Annotated in this window: 19 protein-coding genes and 1 pseudogene; 6 read left to right on the forward strand and 14 right to left on the reverse strand. The window is 70.7% G+C overall.

Going from position 1 to position 22,201, the window contains the following annotated elements; translation table 11 throughout:
- Positions 1–32 precede the first annotated feature (32 nt).
- The 6 genes from whiA to ABD378_RS29965 all read right to left on the reverse strand — a co-directional run bounded on the left by whiA (position 33) and on the right by ABD378_RS29965 (position 6,698).
- Positions 33–1,022 carry a DNA-binding protein WhiA gene (gene whiA / locus ABD378_RS29940; RefSeq protein ID WP_249590613.1) on the reverse strand — a complete coding sequence of 330 codons (990 nt, stop codon included), beginning with the start codon at positions 1,020–1,022 and terminating at the stop codon, positions 33–35.
- Positions 1,013–2,128 (reverse strand): gluconeogenesis factor YvcK family protein, encoded by a 1,116-nt coding sequence (locus tag ABD378_RS29945; RefSeq protein WP_386546857.1) that lies wholly within the window; start codon positions 2,126–2,128, stop codon positions 1,013–1,015. The genes whiA and ABD378_RS29945 overlap by 10 nt, the downstream gene beginning before the upstream one ends.
- Entirely contained in the window at positions 2,017–2,949 is a 933-nt protein-coding gene (rapZ, locus tag ABD378_RS29950; protein ID WP_344525804.1) for an RNase adapter RapZ, read from the reverse strand. Before rapZ ends, ABD378_RS29945 begins: the two co-directional genes overlap by 112 nt.
- Positions 2,946–5,018, reverse strand: a complete 2,073-nt coding sequence (uvrC, locus tag ABD378_RS29955) for an excinuclease ABC subunit UvrC (protein ID WP_344525806.1) — start codon at positions 5,016–5,018, stop codon at positions 2,946–2,948. Before uvrC ends, rapZ begins: the two co-directional genes overlap by 4 nt.
- Before the next feature lie 229 nt (positions 5,019–5,247).
- Positions 5,248–6,048: a hypothetical protein gene (locus ABD378_RS29960; RefSeq protein ID WP_344525808.1), complete on the reverse strand. Its 801-nt coding sequence runs from the start codon at positions 6,046–6,048 to the stop codon at positions 5,248–5,250.
- A 5-nt stretch (positions 6,049–6,053) separates the two neighbouring features.
- The gene (locus ABD378_RS29965) at positions 6,054–6,698 is read right to left on the reverse strand and encodes a papain-like cysteine protease family protein (protein WP_344525810.1); all 645 of its coding nucleotides are present in this window, start codon (positions 6,696–6,698) and stop codon (positions 6,054–6,056) included.
- 228 nt (positions 6,699–6,926) lie between these two features.
- On the opposite strand from ABD378_RS29965, the gene ABD378_RS29970 reads away from it, so the two are divergent.
- A complete protein-coding gene (locus ABD378_RS29970) occupies positions 6,927–7,874 on the forward strand; it encodes a hypothetical protein (RefSeq protein WP_344525812.1) in 948 nt (315 codons plus the stop codon).
- 16 nt (positions 7,875–7,890) lie between these two features.
- Here ABD378_RS29970 and ABD378_RS29975 read toward each other — a convergent pair whose 3' ends face one another.
- A complete protein-coding gene (locus ABD378_RS29975) occupies positions 7,891–8,316 on the reverse strand; it encodes a Rieske (2Fe-2S) protein (protein WP_344525814.1) in 426 nt (141 codons plus the stop codon).
- A 205-nt stretch (positions 8,317–8,521) separates the two neighbouring features.
- On the opposite strand from ABD378_RS29975, the gene ABD378_RS29980 reads away from it, so the two are divergent.
- On the forward strand, positions 8,522–9,451 hold the full coding sequence (locus ABD378_RS29980; RefSeq protein WP_344525816.1) for a carbohydrate kinase family protein: 930 nt from the start codon (positions 8,522–8,524) through the stop codon (positions 9,449–9,451).
- Positions 9,452–9,503: 52 nt separating this feature from the next.
- On the opposite strand, the gene ABD378_RS29985 is transcribed toward ABD378_RS29980, so the two are convergent.
- On the reverse strand, positions 9,504–10,358 hold the full coding sequence (locus ABD378_RS29985) for a helix-turn-helix domain-containing protein (protein ID WP_344525818.1): 855 nt from the start codon (positions 10,356–10,358) through the stop codon (positions 9,504–9,506).
- 102 nt (positions 10,359–10,460) lie between these two features.
- Between ABD378_RS29985 and ABD378_RS29990 the strand changes: the two genes are divergently transcribed.
- Positions 10,461–11,042: a YceI family protein gene (locus ABD378_RS29990; RefSeq protein WP_344525820.1), complete on the forward strand. Its 582-nt coding sequence runs from the start codon at positions 10,461–10,463 to the stop codon at positions 11,040–11,042.
- Here the strand turns inward: ABD378_RS29990 and ABD378_RS29995 are convergent.
- Positions 11,039–11,830 carry a crotonase/enoyl-CoA hydratase family protein gene (locus ABD378_RS29995; protein WP_344525822.1) on the reverse strand — a complete coding sequence of 264 codons (792 nt, stop codon included), beginning with the start codon at positions 11,828–11,830 and terminating at the stop codon, positions 11,039–11,041. The two genes, ABD378_RS29990 and ABD378_RS29995, sit on opposite strands and share 4 nt — an antisense overlap.
- Before the next feature lie 89 nt (positions 11,831–11,919).
- Positions 11,920–14,958: an excinuclease ABC subunit UvrA gene (gene uvrA / locus ABD378_RS30000; protein WP_344525824.1), complete on the reverse strand. Its 3,039-nt coding sequence runs from the start codon at positions 14,956–14,958 to the stop codon at positions 11,920–11,922.
- 211 nt (positions 14,959–15,169) lie between these two features.
- On the opposite strand from uvrA, the gene ABD378_RS30005 reads away from it, so the two are divergent.
- Complete coding sequence (locus ABD378_RS30005) at positions 15,170–15,862, forward strand: maleylpyruvate isomerase family mycothiol-dependent enzyme (protein WP_344525826.1); 693 nt, start codon at positions 15,170–15,172, stop codon at positions 15,860–15,862.
- A 10-nt stretch (positions 15,863–15,872) separates the two neighbouring features.
- On the forward strand, positions 15,873–16,529 hold the full coding sequence (locus tag ABD378_RS30010) for an MBL fold metallo-hydrolase (RefSeq protein WP_344525828.1): 657 nt from the start codon (positions 15,873–15,875) through the stop codon (positions 16,527–16,529).
- Between the two features lie 20 nt (positions 16,530–16,549).
- Here ABD378_RS30010 and aroQ read toward each other — a convergent pair whose 3' ends face one another.
- The gene (aroQ, locus tag ABD378_RS30015; RefSeq protein ID WP_344525830.1) at positions 16,550–17,011 is read right to left on the reverse strand and encodes a type II 3-dehydroquinate dehydratase; all 462 of its coding nucleotides are present in this window, start codon (positions 17,009–17,011) and stop codon (positions 16,550–16,552) included.
- 79 nt (positions 17,012–17,090) lie between these two features.
- Between aroQ and ABD378_RS30020 the strand changes: the two genes are divergently transcribed.
- Complete coding sequence (locus tag ABD378_RS30020) at positions 17,091–18,389, forward strand: MFS transporter (RefSeq protein ID WP_344525832.1); 1,299 nt, start codon at positions 17,091–17,093, stop codon at positions 18,387–18,389.
- Here the strand turns inward: ABD378_RS30020 and ABD378_RS30025 are convergent.
- From ABD378_RS30025 to ABD378_RS30035, 3 genes and pseudogenes are all read right to left on the reverse strand, one after another.
- Entirely contained in the window at positions 18,379–19,476 is a 1,098-nt protein-coding gene (locus ABD378_RS30025; RefSeq protein ID WP_344525834.1) for a calcium:cation antiporter, read from the reverse strand. The genes ABD378_RS30020 and ABD378_RS30025 overlap by 11 nt on opposite strands.
- A gap of 120 nt (positions 19,477–19,596) precedes the next feature.
- Positions 19,597–20,586 carry a TerC family protein gene (locus tag ABD378_RS30030; protein WP_344525836.1) on the reverse strand — a complete coding sequence of 330 codons (990 nt, stop codon included), beginning with the start codon at positions 20,584–20,586 and terminating at the stop codon, positions 19,597–19,599.
- Positions 20,587–20,905: 319 nt separating this feature from the next.
- Positions 20,906–22,201, reverse strand: a pseudogene (locus tag ABD378_RS30035) (TerD family protein); the annotation flags it as partial.

Here is a 22,201-nt window from a genome sequence, read left to right on the forward strand (position 1 = left end):
CGGCTTGTGTGACGTGCGACGTGCGACGGCGGTCAGACCGCCATGTTGTCGGCGAGCTCCTCGCTCAGGTTGGATTCCGTACCCGGAATCCCCATGTCCTGTGCCCGCTTGTCCGCCATGGCGAGCAGCCGGCGGATACGGCCCGCGACCGCGTCCTTCGTCAGCACCGGCTCGGCGAGCGCGCCCAGCTCCTCCAAGGAGGCCTGCTTGTGCTCCATGCGCAGCCGTCCGGCCGCCGCGAGGTGCTCGGGGACCTCGTCGCCGAGGATCTCCAGGGCGCGCTGCACCCGGGCGCCCGCGGCGACGGCCGCGCGGGCCGAGCGGCGCAGGTTCGCGTCGTCGAAGTTGGCCAGGCGGTTGGCGGTGGCGCGCACCTCGCGGCGCATCCGCCGCTCTTCCCAGGCGAGCACGGACTCGTGGGCGCCGAGCCGGGTGAGCAGGGCGCCGATCGCGTCACCGTCCCGGACGACGACACGGTCCACGCCGCGCACCTCACGGGCCTTGGCCGCGATCTGCAGCCTGCGCGCGGCGCCGACCAGGGCGAGCGCCGCCTCCGGACCCGGGCAGGTCACCTCCAAGGAGGAGGAGCGCCCCGGCTCGGTCAGCGAGCCGTGCGCGAGGAACGCCCCGCGCCACGCCGCCTCCGCGTCACAGGTGGCCCCCGAGACCACCTGTGGCGGCAGTCCCCTGATGGGGCGGCCACGGCCGTCCACGAGGCCCGTCTGCCGGGCCAGCTGATCGCCGCCCGCCACGACCCGTACGACGTAGCGCGAGCCGCGCCGCAGCCCGCCGGGAGCCATCACGATCAGCTCCGAGCTGTGTCCGAAGATCTCGAGAATGTCCCGCTTCAGCCGCCGCGCGGCCATCGCCGTGTCCAGCTCCGCCTCGATCACGATGCGGCCGCTCACCAGGTGAAGGCCGCCCGCGAACCGCAGGATGGCCGAGACCTCTGCCTTTCTGCAGCAGGTCCGGGTGACGGGAAGCCGGGAAATCTCGTCCTTCACCGCTGCCGTCATCGCCATGGGCCGATCCTTCCATGCATCCGAAAAATACGGTCGTACGCGGTGGCCAGGAGCTCCGGATCGTGCCTCGGAGTGCCATCGTGCCTGGCCACCGGCGCCAGCTCGACCGTGGCGCCGAGCCGCTTGGCGGCATCGGTGAGTGACTCACGGTCGGGCACGGCGGCGTCGTCGGCCAGCACCACGTCCAGGGCGAGTTTAGGGGCGTGTCGGGCCAAAACCTCCAAATGACGCTGCGGAGAGAACCCATCGGTTTCACCGGGTTGTGGCGCGAGGTTGAGCGAGAGCACCCTGCGGGCCTTCGTCTCGATGAGCGCGTCGAGCAGGTCGGGGACCAGCAGATGGGGGATCACCGAGGAGAACCAGGAGCCGGGGCCGAGCACCACCCAGTCCGCGTCGAGCACGGCGGCGACCGCTTCGGGGACGGCCGGCGGGTCGTGCGGGACCACGTGCACGGACTGCACCTCACCCGGGGTGAGGGCCACCGTGGCCTGTCCGCGCACCGTGTCCACGTCGTCCGGGCGCTCCGGGTCGTGCCCCTTGACCAGGGCCTGGAGCTCCAGCGGGACCGCGGACATGGGCAGCACACGTCCGTGCGCGCCGAGCAGCTTGCCGACCAGGTCGAGGGCCTGGACGTGGTCGCCGAGCTGCTCCCACAGGGCGACGATCAGCAGATTGCCGACCGCGTGCTCGTGCAGGTCGCCCTTGGACTGGAAGCGGTGCTGGATGACGCGGGCCCAGGTCTGGCCCCAGTCGTCGTCGCCGCACAGGGCGGCGAGCGCCTTGCGCAGGTCGCCCGGCGGCAGGACGCCCAGCTCGTCGCGGAGCCGCCCGCTCGACCCGCCGTCGTCGGCGACGGTGACCACGGCGGTGAGGTCACCCGTGATGCGGCGCAGCCCGGCGAGGGAGGCGGACAGGCCCATCCCGCCGCCGAGCGCCACGACCTTGGGCTGAGCACTTCTCTTGCGGCCCAGGCGGTTCAGCCGCAGGGAAGCCTTCACTCTCGCCCCATGTCCCGATGGACGAGGACGGTCTCTACGCCCTCGGACACGAGGCGCGCCGCGAGCTTCTCCGACATGGCGACGGAGCGGTGCTTGCCGCCCGTACAGCCGACCGCGATCGTCACGTAACGCTTGCCCTCGCGGCGGTATCCCGCGGCGATGAGCTGGAGCAGCTCGGCGTACCGGTCGAGGAACTCCTTGGCGCCGGGCTGGTTGAAGACGTACGCCGCCACCTCTTCGTTGAGCCCGGTGTACTGGCGCAGCTCCGGGACCCAGTGGGGGTTGGGCAGGAAGCGCATGTCCACAACGAGGTCCGCGTCGACCGGCAGGCCGTACTTGAAGCCGAAGGACATGACGGTGGCCCGCAGCTCGGGCTCCTCGTCGCCCGCGAACGAGGCGTCCATCTTGGCGCGCAGCTCGTGCACGTTCAGGCTGGAGGTGTCGATCACCAGGTCGGCGTCACCGCGCAGCTCGCGAAGGAGCTCGCGCTCGGCCGCGATGCCGTCGACGATCCGGCCGTCACCCTGCAGCGGGTGCGGGCGGCGGACCGACTCGAAGCGGCGCACCAGGGCGTCGTCCGAGGACTCCAGAAAGACGATCCGCCGGGTGACGTTCTTGGCCTCCAGGTCCGCGAGGGACTGGCGCAGATTGTCGAAGAAGCGGCGGCCTCGTACGTCGACGACGACCGCGATGCGGGCGACGTTCCCCTGCGAGCGGGCGCCGAGCTCCACCATGGTGGGGATCAGCGCGGGCGGCAGGTTGTCGACGACGAACCAGCCGAGGTCCTCGAGACACTTCGCCGCGGTGCTGCGTCCGGCTCCCGACATGCCGGAGATGATCACCAGCTCGGGGACCACCTCGGCGGGCTCACCTGGGGTGATGGTCGTGCCCGTACTCACTTGCTCGCCGCCTTCGTCGTGCTCGGTCATGTCTCCTGCCCCCGTCGTTCCTCTGAGGTGCCCGCGGACACGGGCTCCTCGCCATCGTCCGAGGCTCCCGCGCGCGCGGGCTCCTCTTCTTCAATGATCTCTCCGGTCGCCGTGTTCACGGCGGGCGCCGTGGGTGCCGCTGCGGCCAGGGCCACCACGATCGCCTCGGCCGTCTTGCGGCCTATGCCCGGAACCTCGCAGATCTGGTCGATTGTCGCGGATCGCAGCTTCTTCACCGAACCGAAGTGCTTGATCAGCGTCTGCTTGCGCGCGTCGCCCAGACCCGGCACGGCATCCAGCGGTCCGGCCCTGAAGCGCTTGGCCCGCTTGGCGCGCTGGTACGTGATCGCGAAGCGGTGCGCCTCGTCGCGTACCCGCTGGAGAAGGTACAGGCCCTCGCTGGTGCGCGGCAGGATCACCGGGTCGTCGTCGCCGGGCACCCAGACCTCTTCGAGGCGCTTGGCCAGGCCGCACACCGCGATGTCGTCGATGCCGAGCTCGTCGAGCGCCCGCTGGGCTGCCGCGACCTGCGGTTGGCCGCCGTCCACGACGACGAGCTGGGGCGGGTAGGCGAAGCGCTTCGGACGGCCGTCCTCTTCGGTCAGGCCGTTCACCTCACCGGACTCGCCGCCCGCCTCCGCCTCGTTCGGGTCCCACTCCCCCGTCTTCTCCTTGTCGGCGAGGTAGCGCTTGAAGCGGCGCGTGAGCACCTCGTGCATGGAGCGGACGTCGTCCTGGCCCTCGAAGCCCTTGATCTGGAAGCGGCGGTACTCGCTCTTGCGGGCGAGGCCGTCCTCGAAGACGACCATCGAGGCCACGACGTCGTCACCCTGCAGATGTGAGATGTCGTAGCACTCGATGCGCAGCGGGGCGCTGTCCAGCTCCAGCGCCTCGGCGATCTCCTCCAGGGCGCGAGAGCGCGTGGTCAGGTCGGAGGCGCGCTTGGTCTTGTGCAGCACGAGCGACTGCTGTGCGTTGCGCGCCACGGTCTCCATGAGCGCCTTCTTGTCGCCGCGCTGCGGGATGCGCAGCGAGACGTTCGAACCACGGCGCTCGGTGAGCCACTCCTGGACGGGCTCTATGGGGTCGGGCAGCGCGGGGACGAGGACTTCCTTCGGTACGGAGTCCCCGCTCTCCTCTCCGTAGAGCTGCTGGAGTGCGTGCTCGACGAGGTCACCGCTGGTGACCGCCTCGACCTTGTCGGTGACCCAGCCGCGCTGACCGCGCACGCGGCCGCCGCGGACGTGGAAGATCTGGACGGCCGCCTCCAGCTCGTCCTCGGCGAGGGCGATGAGGTCGGCGTCGGTGGCGTCGGCGAGGACGACGGCGCTCTTCTCCATGGCCTTCTTCAGGGCCCCGATGTCGTCGCGGAGGCGGGCCGCCTTCTCGTACTCCATGTCCTCGGCGGCGTCCGCCATCTGCCGCTCGATACGGCGGATGTACGTCCCCGTGCGCCCCGTCATGAACTCGCAGAAGTCCTCCGCGAGTTCACGGTGCTCCTCCGGGGAGACCCGCTCCACGCAGGGCGCCGCGCACTTGCCGATGTAGCCGAGGAGGCAGGGGCGGCCGGTGCGCTCGGCGTTCTTGAAGACTCCGGCCGAGCAGGTGCGGACGGGGAAGACCCGCAGGAGGAGGTCCACGGTGTCGCGGATCGCCCACGCGTGGCCGTAAGGACCGAAGTAGCGGACGCCCTTCTTCTTGTGGCCGCGCATCACCTGCACGCGCGGGAACTCCTCGTTCATCGTCACCGCGAGGTACGGATAGCTCTTGTCGTCGCGGTACTTGACGTTGAACCGGGGGTCGTACTCCTTGATCCAGGAGTACTCGAGCTGCAGCGCCTCGACCTCGGTGGAGACCACCGTCCACTCGACGGAGGCGGCCGTCGTCACCATCGTGGCGGTGCGCGGGTGCAGATTCGTCAGGTCCTGGAAGTAGCTGGCCAGGCGCTGGCGCAGGCTTTTCGCCTTGCCGACGTAGATCACCCGGCGGTGTTCGTCGCGGAACCGATAGACCCCCGGCGAGTCGGGGATCTGTCCCGGCTTGGGGCGGTAGCTGGAGGGGTCTGCCATGCTCCACACCCTACTTGCGGGGGCTGACAGTCAGGGGCTTGAGGGGCTGTCCCCGTCCTTTCCGAATCCTTCCGAGTCCCTTCCGACAGCCCTGCCCGGAACTCCGATTCCCCGTGCACAGGGTCAACGCCTTGGGCCACCGCCCTGGGCCACCGCCTCCCCCGCCCTAGAGCCCACCCGCCCTAAAGGGCGGGTGGGTGGGGAAGCTCCGGCCGGACGCCGGGGCAGGTCAGCCGCGCTGCCGGGCGCGACGGCGCAGGACGGCCGCCCCGGAGAGGCCGAGGGCGGCCAGGGCGCCCGCTCCGGCCACGGAGGAGGCGACCGTGACGGGGCCCTCGGGGGACTGTTCAGAGGCCCGCTCCTTCGGGGCGAAGCCCCCCGCCTTGCCGGACTTCGCGTACGCGGAGCCGGGCAGCTTGTCGGCGTACGCAGCGTGCACACGCTTCTGATAGGCGGCGACCGAGGCCCCGCCCGCACCCACGGCACGCACCGCGTCCGCGTCCAGCGGCAGCACCCGCCCCCGCCCCTGCACGTACCAGGCATTGATCTGCGGCTCGTGGAAAACGGTACCCCCGGGGAGCTTGTCGGCGCCCACGCGCGCGTAGTGCGTCTCGTCGTCCCCGGTGGCGATGTTCACGACCTGCCAGGAACCGGCCTGCTTCACGGTCCACAGGGAGGCCTCCTGCCCGTCGGAAGAGACCGCCTTGCTGGCCAGGAACTCCACGCGCGCGATCGGCGCGCCCTTCTTGCCCGCGACGAACTCCGGGGAGAGGTAGCGCACAGGAACGGCGTCGTCGCCCCGCACGCGCGGGTCCGCCGCGGCCTTGCTGACGGCTCCCTCCCGTGCGAAGAAGCGGGAGAGCGTATCGAGGGTCTTGGGGGCGGCCGCGGCATCGTGAGCCGCTTCGAGCGAGGCGTCCGAAGGCCCGGAGTCCGCGGAGGCGTGCGGCGCCGCGAGGCCGAGCAGCAGGGTGGCGGCAGAGCCGGCGAGCACCGCCCTCAGCAGGTGGCGGGGAAGGTGACGGGTCATCGCGCTCACGCCCCTATCCGGTACAGCGAGTGGGTCCAGGAGAAGGTGTTGTTGTTGACGTACCAGCTGTGCGATGCCCAGTTGTAGCGGTCGTTGGAGGGCCACGGGTCGCCCCAGTAGACCCAGCTGTTCGCGTCGTCGAAGCCGTAGAGGACGTGCATGTGACCGCCGCCGTTCGACCACTGGATGCGGGTCTCGACCGGGCGGCCCGCGTTGATCTCGGCCTGCACGGTCGGGTAGCGCAGCCAGCCGTTGACGTACGAACCGGCGTTGATGCCCGCCCAGCGCAGACCGTTCTGCACGTCGCCGAGCGTCGCCTGCGAGTTGGGGCACTCGGTGTTCTGGCTGCGCCCGAAGGCGGCGTTGCAGAACTGGTTCTGGCTGTACTTCTTGCCGTAGAAGGTGGCGATCGTGTTCCCGGCCGCGGCCCAGCACCAGTTGGTCTTCTGCTGGGCCTGCATCGTGATGTTCAGACGCTTGGCGGCGAGGAGGGAAGGGGCGTCCGCGTCCGTGCCTCGTACGGACGCGGACGGAGGGCTGTCGGTGGCGGCCGTGGCCGTGGCCGCCGGCGCGGCGACCAGGGCCGCCGCCACGACGGCGAGCGCGGACAACCGTCTGCGTCCGCTGTACCTGCTGTTTCTATGGCGCATCGCGTTCCTCCCATGCGGGGGGTGGGGTGGTGGAGGAGCGCGTCCGGACGCTGCGATTGAGCATCGAGTGTTGTCGGGTGCAGGTCAACAAGGTTCAATGCGGGATTACTTGGGCCGTGAACGGCGGCGTACGTATGTGAACACCCCTCGTACGCCCACCTGGCGGCCCGCTCCGACCGGTGCGTACGCCCGGACGGCCGATGTGAATGTTCACAGAAGGGCCTTGCGATGCGGCACGGCACACAGCTCGCGGACGGAGTGCCTGCGGACCTGGAGGCCGCCCTGCGCACCGGCCCCTTCCACGTGGCGCTGCGGGCCGCGATCGCCGCACGACGCCTGCCCCTGCAACGCGTACGGCATCATCTCGCGCGCCAAGGCGTCAACGTCGGGGTGACGAGCCTGAGTTACTGGCAGCAGGGCGCACGCCGCCCTCAGCGCACCGAGTCGCTCCGCGCCGTGCGCGCCCTGGAGGAGATCCTCGAACTCCCCGAGGAGTCACTGATCCGGCTCCTCGCCAAGCCCGCCGACCACCCCGACTGCGAACGCCCCGCCGCCCGCTCCTACCGCTCCCTCCTGGAGGCCTCCGACGTCCTCCAGGAGCTGATCACCGAGCTCGGATCGCCGCTCGACGGCGGCCTGCACACCATCGGCCACCACGAGCGGGTGCGGATCGGCGGGCACCGCGAGCTGCTGGGCCGCGACTCGCAGCACGCGGTGCGCTCCCACCGGGACGACGTGGACCGCTACCTCGCGATCTACCGCGGCGACCCCGGCTGCGTACCGGAACGCATCGGCGTACACGCCCTGGAGAACTGCCGCACGGGACGCGTGCGCTGGCACCACGAGACGGGGGTGCTCGTCGCCGAGCTGCTCTTCGACACGCGCCTGCGCGCGGGCGACACGCATCTCTTCCGCTACGGCTTCGAGGACGGCACGGCGGGGCCGGCCACCGAGTACTTCCGGGGCTTCACCTTCGCGGGCGGGCAGTACGCGCTCCAGGTGCGGTTCGACGAAGGGGCGCTGCCCGTACGCTGCCACCGCTTCGCCCAGCATTCGGAGGCCGCGCCGCGCGGCGGGCGGCGCGACCTGACGCTGAGCGGCAGCCATCGGTCGGTGCACCTGGTGGAGCCGCAGGTGCGGGCCGGGATCCTGGGGATCGCCTGGGACTGGGAGTGAAAGGCCGCGTCGGCCCTCAACCCGCGACGATCTTGCCGTCCTCCACCTTCACCGGCAGCTCCTCCAGCGGCCTGACGGCGGGGGCGTGCAGCACCTTGCCGTTGGTGGCGTCGAACTGGCTGCCGTGGCAGGGGCAGATGAGCTTGTGCCCCTCCAGCTTGTTGATCGGGCACTTCTCGTGCGTGCAGATCGTGCTGAACGCCTTGTACTCGTCGTCCGCGATGCGGCTCACGACGACGTTCTCGTCGGTGTAGAGCTTCGAGGCGCCGACCTCCACCTCGTCGGACTTCCCGATCTCCACGGGCGCGGTCGGCGCCGAACGGTTGGAGCCACCGCCGTCGTCGCCGCCGGACGAGCAGGCCGTGATCCCCAGACCGGCGGCCGGGACGAGGGCAGCGGCACGCAGCACGGTGCGACGGGCGGGGGGAGGCGTGCCGGGCATGGAATCTCCACAGGTCAGGCGCTTCGGTGACGGATCAGACCATACCGGTGGGGCGCCGTTTGCCCGCGTTGGGCGCGGCCGTGCCCGAGTGGCGCCCGTGTCGGGCCGGGCCCGCCGGGAAGCTCTAGCCTGTGGCGGAAGCGGGGGGCACCACCGCAGAACCGCGACCGCAGAGCCGCGACCGCAGAGCCGAGAGGAACCACCCGTGATAGTCGTCGCCGGAGAGGCCCTGATCGACCTCGTCCCGCAGGATCGCGCCGGTGCTTCCGGTACGGGTGATGCCGGGCTGCCCGCGCTCGCCCCGCGGCTCGGCGGCGGTCCGTACAACACCGCGGTGGCACTCGGCCGTCTCGGCTCCCCCGTCGCCTTCTGCTCGCGGATCTCGTCGGACGCGTTCGGCGACGCGCTGGTCGACGGTTTGCGGGCCGCGGGTGTCGAGGTGTCGTACGTCCAGCGCGGCGCCGAGCCGACGACGCTCGCGGTCGCGTCGATCGGCGCGGACGGCTCAGCCGGTTACTCCTTCTACGTCGAGGGCACGGCGGACCGGCTCTTCACGGCCCCGGAGCGGCTGCCCGACGGCGTACGCGCGGTGTCGTTCGGCACGTGCTCGCTCGTCCTGGAACCGGGCGCGAGCGCGTACGAGGAGCTGATGCGCCGGGAGGCGGCGCGGGGCGTCTTCACGGCCCTCGACCCCAATGTCCGTGCGGGTCTGATCCCGGACGCGGACGCCTACCGGGCCCGGTTCAAGAGCTGGCTGCCGTCGGTCTCGCTGCTCAAGCTCTCGGAGGACGACGCGAGTTGGCTCGGCGGCACGCCGCGCGAGTGGCTCGCGTCCGGGCCCGGCGCGGTGGTGATCACGCGGGGCGGCGAGGGGCTCACCGTCTTCACACGGGACGGCGGGGAGTGGTCGGTGCCGGGCGAGCGGGTCGACGTGGTGGACACCATCGGCGCGGGCGACACGGTCAACGCGGCACTGCTGCACGGACTTTCCGCACGGGACGCGCTCTCCGTGGAGTCCCTGTCCGGCCTCGGCGCGGACAGCTGGGTCGAGGTCCTGCGCTTCGCGGCACGCGCGGCCGCCGTCACCGTGTCCCGCGCGGGCGCGAAGCCGCCGTACGCGCAGGAGTTGGGGTGAGGGCCGGTCCGCCCGGTGAGACCGCGTCCGGCATTCCGTGGGGCGACGGCCGTCAGCCAGTCACCGCGCGGAGGCCGCCCGGCTTGCGGCCGTTGAGGCGGTCGAGCGCGGCCGATGAGGCTTCGTCGGCCGGCAGCTGGACGACCAGGCGCTGGCCGTCGGCGTCGGGCAGCGTCAGGGTCTCGTACGAAAGGCGCACCGCACCGACCTCCGGGTGCGTCATGCGTTCGACGCCGCTGTGCCGGGGCAGCCGCGGCACGGCCGCCATGCGGTCGGCGAACGGGGCACCGGCTATGACGGTCAACTCGTCGGCGAATCCCTCGGCATGGGGGTCGGGCAGCATGGACTCGGCTCGGAACGAGGCGACCTGCTCGTCGGCGACGCTTTCCCACTCGGGGTAGGCGGCTCGGGCCCGCTCGTCGGTGAAGAGGAATCGGATGAGGTTGGGCCGCTCGTCGTCGAGAAGGCCGATGGGCCTCACGATCCGCTCGTAGCCCGAGGTGTACGCGAGGACGTCGCTGAGCCGGTTGAACAGGACGGCCGGGGCGGGCTCCAGGTGGTCGATGAGCGCCCGCACGGTGGACCGCACCGCTCGGGACGGCACGCTCGCCGTCGGGCAGCAGGGGTCGCCGCTCGTCTTCTTCTCCAGGCGGCGCATGTGGAAGCGCTCCTCCACGGGCAGCCGCAGGGCATCCGCGAGCGCGCCCATCACCTGCGGGGACGGGTGGCGGTCCCGGCCCTGTTCGAGGCGGGCGAGGTACTCGACGCTGACGCCGGCGAGCGTGGCGACCTCAGAGCGGCGCAGGCCCGGAGTGCGGCGCCGGGGGCCGGTGGGGAGCCCGACTTCGGCGGGCGTGACCGCTTCACGGCAGGTGCGCAGGAAGGTGCCCAGCTCGTTGTCGCTCACCGGCCGAACGTACCAGCAGGCACCGGACCGGATCGTGGCCCTGTCACTACCAGTCTCGGCTCGGCCTTCCTCGGGTGCGGGCGGCCTCGCATCGTGGACGGCATGACTTCTGACACGAGTACTGCCGCTGCGACGACCGCGCTTCCCCTCCCCGCGGGGAGCTGGGAGATCGACCCCTTCCACTCCGCCGTCAACTTCACCATCCGCCACCTCGGGATCTCGAAGGTGCGGGGCCGGTTCGCGGAGGTGACGGCCGGGCTGGTGGTGGGCGAGAGCGCCGAGACCTCGTCGGTGACGGCGACCATCGCCCTGGCGTCGATCGACACCGGCAACAAGGACCGTGACGCGCACGTCCGCGCGCCGGATCTGCTGGACGTGGAGCGCCGCCCCACGATGACGTTCCGCTCGACGCGGGTCATCGGCAAGGAGGACGAGTGGACCCTGGAGGGCGGACTGACCATCGGTGACGTGACGAAGCCGATCGCCCTCGCCGTCGAGTTCGGCGGGCTCCAGGCCTTCCCCGGCGACCCCCGGCGCCATGCGGGGTTCGAGGCGACCGGCGAGATCCGCCGCAGTGACTACGGCCTCGATTTCGGTGCCGGGATGCTCGGCGACGTGGTGAAGATCCAGCTGGACATGCAGTTCCTGGAGCCGCAGGCCCCGGCCGCGCCCGCCGAGGGCTAGCCGGCGGGCGGCCCAGCGTCTCCCCCGCCGTCCGTGAAGGCGCCGTGCCGCCCCGCCCCCGCGGCGAACCTGGCGGCGCCGTCCGCCGCATCGGCGAGGGACCGCAGGCCGTGTCTCAGTTCGCCCGCCATCGCCTCCTCCTCGGTCAGACCGCCCTGTTCCTGTACGGAGAGCCGGTCGTTCCTGAGGCAGGTCTGGGGGAACGCGGCGATCTCCGCGGCGAGGCGTTCGGCCGCCGCACGGGACGTGCCCGGCGGTACGGTCCGGTTGACCAGGCCCATCGCCAGCGCCTCCGCAGCGGGCACGGGCCGTCCGGTGAGCACCAGGTCCATGGCCCGGCTCTCCCCGATGAGCCGGGGCAGCCGCACGGTCCCGCCGTCGATGAGGGGGACGCCCCAGCGGCGGCAGAAGACTCCGAGTACGGCGTCCTCGTCGGCGACGCGCAGATCGCACCAGAGCGCCAACTCCAGGCCTCCGGCGACCGCGTGCCCGGAGATCGCGGCGATGACGGGCTTGGAGAGCCGCATGCGGGTCGGCCCCATGGGCCCGTCGCCCTTCTCGGTCACCTCGTTCCCCGCGGGTGTCCCGATGGCCTTGAGGTCCGCACCGGCGCAGAAGGTGCCGCCCTCGCCCCAGAGCACGGCGACGGACGCGTCGGGGTCCGCGTCGAAGGCACGGAAGGCGTCGGCGAGAGCACGGGCGGTGGGCCCGTCGACGGCGTTCCGCACGTCGGGCCGGGACAACACGATGGTCGTTACCGGGCCTTCGCGTTCAGTACGTACGGTCATGCGGCCAGGCGACCACGGCAACGGGCCGCCGGACAAGGGGATCCTTGCCCGGCGGCCCGTTCAGGAGCACCCGAAGGGGCGCGGCCACATCAGGCCTTACGAGCCTTGGTCGTCTTCTTGGCGGCAGCCTTCTTCGGGGCGGCCTTCTTGGCCGTGGCCTTCTTGGCCGTGGCCTTCTTGGCCGTGGCCTTGGCAGCTCCGGTCCTGGCGGTGGCCTTGGCCGCCGGCTTCTTCACCGCCGCGGCAGCAACCCGCCTACGCCCCTGCGAAGGAACGTCCGGCACCAGGATGTTCTGCAGGAACTTGCCCGTGTGGCTCGTCGGAACCCCGGCGACCTCCTCGGGCGTGCCCTCGGCGACGACCAGACCGCCGCCGTTGCCGCCCTCGGGGCCCATGTCGACGACCCAGTCAGCGGTCTTGATGACGTCGAGGTTGTGCTCGATGACGATGACCGTGTTGCCCTTGTCGACCAGTCCGGAAAGGACCGTGATCAGCTTGCTGATGTCCTCGAAGTGCAGACCGGTGGTCGGCTCGTCCAGGACGTAGACGGTCCGTCCCGTCGAGCGCTTCTGGAGCTCGGAGGCCAGCTTCACGCGCTGGGCCTCACCACCGGAGAGGGTCGGCGCGGACTGGCCGAGCCGGACGTACCCGAGGCCCACGTCGTTGAGCGTGCGCAGGTGGCGGGAGATGGCCGGCACCGCCTCGAAGAAGTCGAGCGCCTCCTCGATCGGCATGTCCAGGACCTCGGCGATGGACTTGCCCTTGTAGTGGACGTCCAGCGTCTCGCGGTTGTAGCGCGCCCCGTGGCAGACCTCGCAGGGGACGTACACATCCGGGAGGAAGTTCATCTCGATCTTGATCGTGCCGTCACCGGAGCAGTTCTCGCAGCGACCGCCCTTGACGTTGAAGGAGAAGCGGCCGGGCAGATAGCCCCGGACCTTCGCCTCCATCGTCTCCGCGAAAAGCCTGCGGACGTGGTCGAAGACTCCGGTGTACGTCGCCGGGTTCGATCGCGGTGTGCGGCCGATGGGCGACTGGTCGACGTGCACGACCTTGTCGACGAGGTCGTCGCCCTCCACGCGCGTGTGCCGCCCGGGAACGGATCGTGCGCCGTTCAGCTCGCGCGCCAGGTGTGTGTAGAGGATGTCGTTCACGAGCGTCGACTTGCCGGAGCCCGAGACACCCGTGACGGCGGTGAGGACGCCGAGCGGGAAGGAGACGTCGATGTCCTGGAGGTTGTTCTCGCGGGCGCCGTGCACCGTCAGCTGGCGCGAGGGGTCCGCGGGGCGGCGGATGTCCGGCACCGGAATGGACTTCTTGCCCGACAGATACTGCCCGGTCACCGAGTCCGGGTTGGCGAGCAGCTCCTTCATGGAGCCGCTGTGCACGACCTTGCCGCCGTGCTCGCCCGCGCCGGGGCCGATGTCGACGACCCAGTCGGCGACCTTGATGGTGTCCTCGTCGTGCTCGACGACGATGAGCGTGTTGCCCATGTCGCGCAGGCGCACGAGGGTCTCGATCAGGCGGTGGTTGTCGCGCTGGTGCAGGCCGATGGAGGGCTCGTCCAGTACGTACAGGACGCCGACGAGGCCCGAGCCGATCTGCGTGGCCAGGCGGATGCGCTGGGCCTCGCCTCCGGAGAGGGTGCCCGCCGCGCGGTTGAGGGAGAGATAGTCCAGGCCGACGTCGACCAGGAACCGCAGCCGTTCGTTGACCTCCTTCAGGACGCGCTCGGCGATCTTCTTGTCGCGGGCGCCCAGCTTCAGCTTGGCGAGGAAGTCCGCGCAGTCGCTGATGGACATCGCGGCGACCTCCGCGATGGACATGCCCATGACGGTGACGGCCAGGACGATCGGCTTGAGGCGCGTGCCCTCACAGGTGGGGCAGGGCACCTCGCGCATGTAGCCCTCGAAGCGCTCGCGGCTCGTGTCGCTCTCGGCCTCGCTGTGGCGGCGCTTGACGAAGGGGACGGCACCTTCGAAGGCGGTGGTGTAGACCCGCTCGCGGCCGTACCGGTTCCTGTAGCGCACCTCGATCTGCGTCTTGTGGCCGTTCAGGAGGGCCTTCTTGGCGCGCTGCGGGAGGCCGGCCCAGGGCATGTCCGTGGCGAAGCCGAGGGCGTCGGCGAGCGCGCCGACGAGCCGTCCGAAGTACTCCTTGGTGTGGCCGTGCGACCAGGGGTGGATGGCGCCCTCGTCGAGCGACTTGTCCTCGTCCGGGACGATCAGCTCGGGGTCGACCTCCATGCGCGTACCGATGCCCGAGCAGTCCGGGCAGGCGCCGAAGGGCGAGTTGAAGGAGAAGGAGCGGGGCTCCAGCTCCTCGAAGGACAGGTCGTCGTACGCGCAGTACAGGTGCTCCGAGTACATGCGCTCGCGCTCGGGGTCGTCCTCGGGGAGGTCGACGAAGTCCAGGACGACCATGCCGCCCGCGAGACCGAGCGCGGTCTCCACGGAGTCGGTCAGGCGGCGCTTGGCGGAGTCCTTCACCGTGAGGCGGTCGATGACCACCTCGATCGTGTGCTTCTCCTGCTTCTTCAGCGTGGGCGGCTCGGAGAGCTGGATCGTCTCGCCGTCGACCCGCGCGCGGCTGTAGCCCTTGGTCTGGAGGTCGGCGAAGAGGTCGACGAACTCGCCCTTGCGCTCGCGCACCAGCGGCGAGAGGACCTGGAAGCGGCTGCCTTCCGGCAGCTCCAGGACCTTGTCGACGATGGCCTGCGGCGACTGCCGCGCGATGGGGCGCCCGCACTCGGGGCAGTGCGGCTTGCCGATGCGCGCGAAGAGCAGGCGGAGGTAGTCATAGACCTCGGTGATGGTGCCGACCGTGGAGCGCGGGTTGCGCGAGGTCGACTTCTGGTCGATGGAGACCGCGGGCGAGAGGCCCTCGATGAAGTCGACGTCCGGCTTGTCCATCTGACCGAGGAACTGCCGGGCGTACGAGGACAGCGACTCCACGTACCGCCGCTGGCCCTCGGCGAAGATCGTGTCGAACGCGAGCGAGGACTTGCCCGACCCGGAGAGCCCGGTGAAGACGATGAGGGAGTCACGCGGGAGGTCGAGCGAGACGTTCTTGAGATTGTGCTCGCGCGCGCCACGGACGATGAGACGGTCGGCCACGCCGGTCCGCACCTTTCTTGAGAGAAGTGACAGGGGCGGGACCCCCGTCATTCACAGACTAGGGCGAGCCACTGACAACGCCGGGGCGGTTGCCCTGGTTGATAACAAACCCGGACCACCAAGAATGCCCGATGCCGCATCCGACCATATAGCACGTGCATTCGATTAGCGGTGCCGCTCCGAGACCTTCACCCGAACGTGTGGCGCGGCTATCGTCGGGCGCATGATTGATCATGTGCGCGACCTGGCGTCTGTACGTGACGCGACCGACCGGCTGCTCACAGCAGCCGCGAAACTGAACAACGATTCGACCACTGAGCCGTCACGCCTTCCGGGCTGGACCCGCGGTCACGTCCTGGCCCACGTCGCCCGGAACGCGGACGCGCTGGTGAATGTCCTGGCCGGGCGGCCGATGTATGTGAACGGCGAGGCGCGGGACGCCGACATCGAGCGGGACGCGCCCCGGCCACCGGCCGAGCAGCTCGATGACGTGCGCGAGAGCGCGGCACGCTTCGAGGCGCAGGCCGCGATCCCGGCCGACTGGTCCCGCACCATCGAGATGCGCAACGGAGTCACGGACTCCGCGTCGCGGGTGCCGTTCCGGCGGTGGGTCGAGGTCGAGCTGCACCACGTCGACCTCGGCATCGGGTACGAGCTCGAAGATCTGCCGGAGGAGTTCGTGCAGCGGGAGATCGCGTTCCTTGCGGCACGCTTCTCGGGGAACCCCGATGTGCCGCCCACGCGGATCACGGACGGCACGCACACGTGGAGCACCGGCCGGGACGGCGAGCCCGGGGTCCCCGAGGTCACTGTTTCCGGCCCCGCGTCCGACGTGGTCGGCTGGCTCTCCGGCCGTCGCGACGGCTCCGCGCTGACGGCCGAAGGCGGCCTCCTGCCCTCCCTGCCCCCGCTATAGGCTGAGTCACATGACGTACAGCGGAGCAGTGAAGGTCGGCGGCGGTGCGGATGTGCACGAGCTGCAGGATCTGATGATCTCGAAGGTCGCGGTCGGCCCGATGGACAACAACGCCTATCTGCTGCGCTGCCGGGCCACGGACGAGCAGCTCCTGATCGACGCGGCGAACGACTCGGCGACGCTGCTCACGCTGATCGGTGACGACGGCATCGCGTCCGTCGTCACCACCCATCAGCACGGCGACCACTGGCAGGCCCTCGCCGCGGTCGTCGAGGCCACCGGCGCCCGGACCTACGCGGGCCGCGAGGACGTCGTCGGCATTCCCGTGCCCACGGACTTCCCGCTCTCGGACGGCGACACCGTGAGTGTCGGGCACGTCTCCCTCACCGCACGCCACCTGGTGGGCCACACGCCGGGCTCGATCGCGCTCGTGTACGACGACCCGCACGGCCACCCGCACGTCTTCACCGGCGACTGCCTCTTCCCCGGCGGCATCGGCAACACGCGCAAGGACCCGCAGGCCTTCGCGAGCCTGCTGCACGACGTCGAGACGAAGATCTTCGGCACGCTCCCCGACGAGACCTGGGTCTACCCCGGCCACGGGAACGACACGACGCTCGGCACCGAGCGCCCGCATCTGCCGGAGTGGCGCCAGCGGGGCTGGTGAACTGCCCGCGTCGGCGGGGCTCAGGCCCCGCCGGCCAGCGCCGCCACCCGCTCCACCGCGAACGCGTACCCCTGTACACCGCACCCGGCGATGACGCCGTCGGCGCGCTGGGAGACGTACGAATGGTGCCGGAACGCCTCCCGCTGATGGATGTTGGAGATGTGGACCTCCAACACCGGCATTCCGTCACAGGTGTTGAGCGCGTCGAGAATCGCGACTGAGGTGTGCGAGTAGGCGGCCGGGTTGATGACGATGCCTACGTGGTGCTCGCGTGCCTCGTGGATCCAGTCCACCAACTGACCCTCGTGGTTGCTCTGCCGGAGATCCACCATGCCACCGTGCGCGGCCGCCGCCTTGGCGCACAGCGCCTCCACGTCGGCGAGGGTGTCGGAGCCGTAGATCTCGGGCTGGCGCTGACCGAGCAGGTTCAGATTGGGGCCGTTCAGGATCAGGATCGGTGCGTTGGCAAGAGTGCGCGTCATGCCGTCAGCGTACTGAGGGATCTCTCCGCGCCTCCGCACGCCCCCGTAACCGGCCGTCACAGCGGGTAGTTGACGCGGCATGCGCAAGAGCCACTCCCCTGCCAAGCCCCCCTCTCTGCCACGGCTCGCGGCCGCCTCGCTCGCCGGGACCGCCATCGAGTTCTACGACTTCTTCATCTACGGGACCGCCGCGGCCCTCGTCCTCGGGCCCCTGTTCTTCCCGACCTTCTCGCCGCTCGCGGGAACTCTCGCCGCCTTCGCGACATTCGGAGTGGGGTTTGTGGCGCGGCCCCTGGGGTCCGTCCTCTTCGGGCACATCGGTGACCGGCGCGGACGGCGGCCCGTGCTCGTCGGCTCGCTGCTCCTGACGGGCCTCGCCACGGTCGCCGTCGGCTGTGTGCCCACGTACGACTCGATCGGGACGGCCGCTCCGGTGCTGCTCCTGGTGCTGCGGTTCCTCCAAGGGCTCGGGCTCGGCGGGGAGTGGGGCGGGGCGGTGCTGCTTACCGCCGAGCACGCGCCGGCCGAGCGGCGCGGGCTGTGGGCGAGCTTTCCGCAGATGGGGCCCTCGCTCGGCTTTCTCCTCGCCAACGGGATCATGCTGGTGCTCTCGGCGACCCTCACCGAGGCGCAGTTCGCCTCTTGGGGATGGCGGGTGCCGTTCTGGGCCGCGGGCGTGCTCGCGGCGGCCGGGCTCGCGCTGCGTACGTCCCTCGCGGAGAGCCCGAGCTTCCTGGAACTGCGGGAGCACGCGCGCGTGCCGCTCGCCGAAGTGGTGCGCGACCACTGGCGGCTCGTGCTGCTCACGGCCGGCGCGCTCGCCGTCGGGTACGCGGTGTTCTACGCCGTGACGACGTGGTCCCTCGCCTACGCGGTGGAGCGGCTCGACGTCAGCCGTACGGTCATGCTCGCCTGCATCATGGCCGCGGTCGTGGTGAAGGGCGCGCTGACGCCCGTGGCCGCGGTGCTCGGCGACCGGTACGGGCGGCGGCCCCTGTGCCTCCTTGGATGCGCGCTCTCCGCACTCTGGATGTTCCCGATGATCGCGCTGCTCGCGACCGGCGAGCCGCTGCTGATGTTCCTCGGCTTCCTGGTGGCGATGCTCGCGTTCATCACGATGTTCGCCGTGATCGCCGCGTACCTGCCCGAGCTGTACGAGCCGCGGGTGCGCTGCACGGGCGCCGCGGTGGGCTACAACCTGGGCGGGGTGCTCGGCGGCGCGCTCACCCCGATCGTGGCGACGGCAGTGGCGCACGGCGAGGGCACCCCGTGGGGCGTCGCGGCGTATCTGACGGCCGTGGCCCTGCTGAGCCTCGGCTGCTTCGCGCTGCTGCCCGAGACGCGGCCTGTCCCGGAACCGGCCCCCGTCACGGCGTGACCGCGAGCTCCAGGTACGCCGCGAACAGCACCAGATGGACCCCGCCCTGCAGAAGAGTGGCGCGCCCCGGCACGACCGTGAGCGTGCCGACGATCACGGTGAGCGCGAGCAGCACCATGTGGGTCGGACCGAGCCCGAGCACCAGCGGCCCGGAGAGCCAGACCGAGGCGACCGCGACGGCGGGGATGGTCAGGCCGATGCTGGCCATCGCCGACCCGAGGGCGAGGTTGAGGCTGGTCTGCACCCGGTCGCGGCGGGTGGCGCGGACGGCCGCGATGGTCTCCGGGAGCAGCACGAGCAACGCGATGATCACGCCGACCACGGAGTGCGGCATGCCGGCACTCTCCACACCGGACTCGATGGTCGGCGAGACCCCCTTGGCGAGGCCGACCACGCCGATCAGGGCGAGGGCGAGCAGGCCCAGGCTGATCACGGCGGTGCGGGACGAGGGCCCTGAGGCCTCCTCGGAGTCGATCACCTCGCCCTTGCGGGTGATCGGCAGGAAGTACTCGCGGTGGCGCACGGTCTGCGTCGTCACGAACAGGCCGTACAGGACGAGCGAGGCGAGAGCGGCGAAAACGAGCTGCGCCGTGGAGAACTCCGGGCCCTGCTTGGTCGTGGTGAAGGTCGGCAGGACCAGGCTGAGGGTGGCGAGCGTGGCGACGGTCGCGAGGGCGGCGCCGGTGCCCTCGGACTGGAAGATGACGACGCGGTGGCGCAGGGCCCCCACGAGCAGGCACAGGCCGATGATGCCGTTGCAGGTGATCATCACTGCGGCGAACACGGTGTCGCGGGCCAGCGTGGCACTCTTGTCGCCGCCGTCGGCCATGAGGGTGACGATCAGCGCGACCTCGATGATCGTCACGGCGACCGCGAGGACGAGCGAGCCGAAGGGTTCACCGACGCGGTGCGCGATCACCTCGGCGTGGTGCACGGCGGCGAGCACGGCACCGGCGAGCACGAGCGTCACCACGGCCACGACCGCGCCCGGCAGATCGCGCCCCCAGGTGAAGGCGAGCAGCACGACGGCGAGGACCGGCACGGCCGCGGTCCACTGGGTGGCGAGTACCCGGAGCCGAGTGATCATGCCTTCGATGCTGCCCTGCCCTCACCGGGCACGCGACTGGGACGAGCACGGCACGGGAGTGGCCCGCGGCGATCCGCCGCGGGCCACTCCCGTGCTCCGTAACTCCTGTGTCCGACGCCGTCAGGCCTCGATGCTGTCCTTCGGAGTCTCGTCGGCCGCCTTCTCCGCGGCCTCCTTCTTCGCCTGCTTCTTGGTGGCCATGAGGCTGGTGATCGTCGTGATGACCAAGACACCACAGATGACGCCGAGCGAGACCGGGATGGAGATCTCGGGGACGTGCAACCCGTTCTCGTGCAGGGCGTGCAGGACCAGCTTCACGCCGATGAAGCCGAGGATGACCGACAGGCCGTAGCTGAGGTGGACCAGCTTCTTGAGCAGTCCGCCGATGAGGAAGTACAGCTGTCGCAGACCCATCAGGGCGAAGGCGTTCGCCGTGAAGACGATGTACGGGTCCTGGGTGAGGCCGAAGATCGCGGGGATCGAGTCCATCGCGAAGAGCACATCGGTGGTGCCGATGGCGAGCATGACGATCATGAGGGGCGTCATGATCTTCTTGCCGTTCTTCTGGATGAACAGCTTGGTGCCGTGGTACTGGTCGGCGACGCCGAACTTCTTCTCGGCGGCCTTCAGGAGGCGGTTCTCCTCCCACTCCTCTTCCTCGTCGCCGGAGCGCGCCTCCTGGATGAGCTTCCAGGCGGTGTAGATCAGGAACGCGCCGAAGATGTAGAAGACCCAGGAGAAGTTGGCGATGACCGCGGCGCCTGCGGCGATGAAGATCGCTCGCAGTACGAGCGCGATCAGCACACCGAACAGCAGCACCCGCTGCTGGAGATGGCTGGGCACCGAGAACTTCGCCATGATCAGGATGAAGACGAAGAGGTTGTCGACGCTGAGCGACTTCTCGGTGATGAAGCCCGCGAAGAACTCGCCGCCGGCCTGGCCACCGCCCCAGATCAGCAGGCCCACTCCGAAGAGCGCGGCCAGCACGATCCAGACGACCGTCCAGATTCCGGCTTCCTTGATCGATACGTCGTGCGGCTTGCGGCCGATGAAGAAGTCAGCCGCGATCAGGGCAGACAGACCAAGAATGGTCAGCACCCAAAGGGTCATTGAAACGTCCACTGCGCCTCCGGCGTCGTACGGCTACTGATCAGCGTCGTCGCTGCCGGAGGTCTCTTCCACCCGAGGCGGCTCACCGCCCCGCGGGCCGACGCCCCGGGATCGATGGCGATCCGTATTGACGGGCACGTCGCGTTCGGGAGTACTCCCCTCCGCTGAAAGAAGAGTACGCGAAACACCAAGAGTTAGTAAAGGGGATGGCAAACGAAAGCCAAAAGCCCAGGTCGGGCGGGGCCATAAGTCGCTATACCGTCTGTCGTCCCGCGGGCCCCGGGGGTTCGTGGACGGGTCAGCGGGGTCCGTCGACGGGTCAGCGGCCGCCCGTGCGCCGGGCGTGCGCGACCTGGTTCAGGACCTGCTGCAGCACCTGGCTGCCGGGCGGTGCCATCGGCGGCTCATACGTCCACGCATGACCGACCCACGGGTCGGCGAGGTGGTCGTCGGCCACCGGGGTCAGGCGCAGGAGCGCGCGCCAGAGGGGGTCGAGCAGCGGGCCGTACTCGGCGGCGTCCTCGCGGTCGGCGACCATCATCAGGTGCACGCCGACCGCCGGGCCCTCGTCCGCGAGGTAGCGGAGCTGGGTCACGGCGCGGTCGTCGAAGCCGTGCGGGAAGTCGTTGACGATCAGGAGCTGCTCGGCGGTGTCCAGGTCCGGCGGCAGCGCGTCGGCCGCGCCCGCGCGGATCGCCATCTGCACCAGGTCCACGCGCTGGGTCAGCTTGGCGAGCACCGCGGACACACCTGCCGCGCCGGCGGCCGGGGCCTCGTCGAGCACGCCCGCCGTCACCAGCGGGGAGAGCGCGCCTGTGGCGGAGCCCGCCGCGTCGATGACGTGCACCGTGAACTCGCCCGCCGGATAGACCGCGAGCAGCCGCGCGGCATGCGCGACCGCGCTGTCCATGGCGAGGCGGCGGAGCTGGTCCGTGTCGGCCAGGGAATCCGTGCCCGACGAGCGGCCGCTGTCGATCCACAGGCCGCGCTCGAGGGGCAGCCGGACCAGCATCGGGATGTGCAGGTCGGGACGCTCGGGCAGGTGGAGGTCGCCCAGGCGCAGCGCCATGGGGATCTCCATGGGGGTGCGGTAGGCGTGCCAGACAGGGCTGTCCCATCCTGCGTACGCCATGGGCAGGGCGGGCTCGACGACCTCGGACTCGGCGGCGAGCTGGCCCAGGTCGCGGTCGAGGGCGGCCCTCGCCTGGTCGACGAGGAGACCGTGCTTGGCGCGGGCGGCCTCGCGCGCGACGTCACCGGTGTTGCCGATGCGGCTGCGCGGGTCGGAGAGGACCTTGTCCAGCTCCTGGTCCATGCGCGACTCGGCGAAGTCGACGGCGCTTCGGTACGCGGCCGTGGTGCGGGCCAGGTCCTCGAACATGCCCCACACCTGGTTGTAGAGGCGCTCCTCCATCGACCAGCCGGTCGCGTCGCCCGCCACGGGCTGAGCGGACTTGCCCGGCGCGGCCGGGGCCGCGGTCGGCGGGGGCGGTGGCGGTGCGCTGGTCTGACGGCTGGGGTGGGTGTAGTTGACGGGGCCGCCGGCCGTGGTGCCCGCGTCGCCCGGCTGATGCGTCGCCGGGGTGGGCTGAGGGGCGGCGGTGCTGTCCGGGCC

This window comes from Streptomyces rectiviolaceus, from assembly GCF_039533825.1.
GTDB lineage: Bacteria > Actinomycetota > Actinomycetes > Streptomycetales > Streptomycetaceae > Streptomyces > Streptomyces rectiviolaceus.

What these genes read in the sequence shown, in the direction of transcription:
- whiA (WP_249590613.1), bottom strand. Translation starts at nt 1,022, where the DNA reads ATGGCGATGACGGCAGCGGTGAAGGACGAGATTTCCCGGCTTCCCGTC.
- rapZ (WP_344525804.1), bottom strand. Translation starts at nt 2,949, where the DNA reads ATGACCGAGCACGACGAAGGCGGCGAGCAAGTGAGTACGGGCACGACC.
- uvrC (WP_344525806.1), bottom strand. Translation starts at nt 5,018, where the DNA reads ATGGCAGACCCCTCCAGCTACCGCCCCAAGCCGGGACAGATCCCCGAC.
- ABD378_RS29960 (WP_344525808.1), bottom strand. Translation starts at nt 6,048, where the DNA reads ATGACCCGTCACCTTCCCCGCCACCTGCTGAGGGCGGTGCTCGCCGGC.
- ABD378_RS29965 (WP_344525810.1), bottom strand. Translation starts at nt 6,698, where the DNA reads ATGCGCCATAGAAACAGCAGGTACAGCGGACGCAGACGGTTGTCCGCG.
- ABD378_RS29970 (WP_344525812.1), top strand. Translation starts at nt 6,927, where the DNA reads ATGCGGCACGGCACACAGCTCGCGGACGGAGTGCCTGCGGACCTGGAG.
- ABD378_RS29975 (WP_344525814.1), bottom strand. Translation starts at nt 8,316, where the DNA reads ATGCCCGGCACGCCTCCCCCCGCCCGTCGCACCGTGCTGCGTGCCGCT.
- ABD378_RS29990 (WP_344525820.1), top strand. Translation starts at nt 10,461, where the DNA reads ATGACTTCTGACACGAGTACTGCCGCTGCGACGACCGCGCTTCCCCTC.
- ABD378_RS29995 (WP_344525822.1), bottom strand. Translation starts at nt 11,830, where the DNA reads ATGACCGTACGTACTGAACGCGAAGGCCCGGTAACGACCATCGTGTTG.
- ABD378_RS30005 (WP_344525826.1), top strand. Translation starts at nt 15,170, where the DNA reads ATGATTGATCATGTGCGCGACCTGGCGTCTGTACGTGACGCGACCGAC.
- ABD378_RS30010 (WP_344525828.1), top strand. Translation starts at nt 15,873, where the DNA reads ATGACGTACAGCGGAGCAGTGAAGGTCGGCGGCGGTGCGGATGTGCAC.
- aroQ (WP_344525830.1), bottom strand. Translation starts at nt 17,011, where the DNA reads ATGACGCGCACTCTTGCCAACGCACCGATCCTGATCCTGAACGGCCCC.
- ABD378_RS30020 (WP_344525832.1), top strand. Translation starts at nt 17,091, where the DNA reads ATGCGCAAGAGCCACTCCCCTGCCAAGCCCCCCTCTCTGCCACGGCTC.
- ABD378_RS30025 (WP_344525834.1), bottom strand. Translation starts at nt 19,476, where the DNA reads ATGATCACTCGGCTCCGGGTACTCGCCACCCAGTGGACCGCGGCCGTG.
- ABD378_RS30030 (WP_344525836.1), bottom strand. Translation starts at nt 20,586, where the DNA reads ATGACCCTTTGGGTGCTGACCATTCTTGGTCTGTCTGCCCTGATCGCG.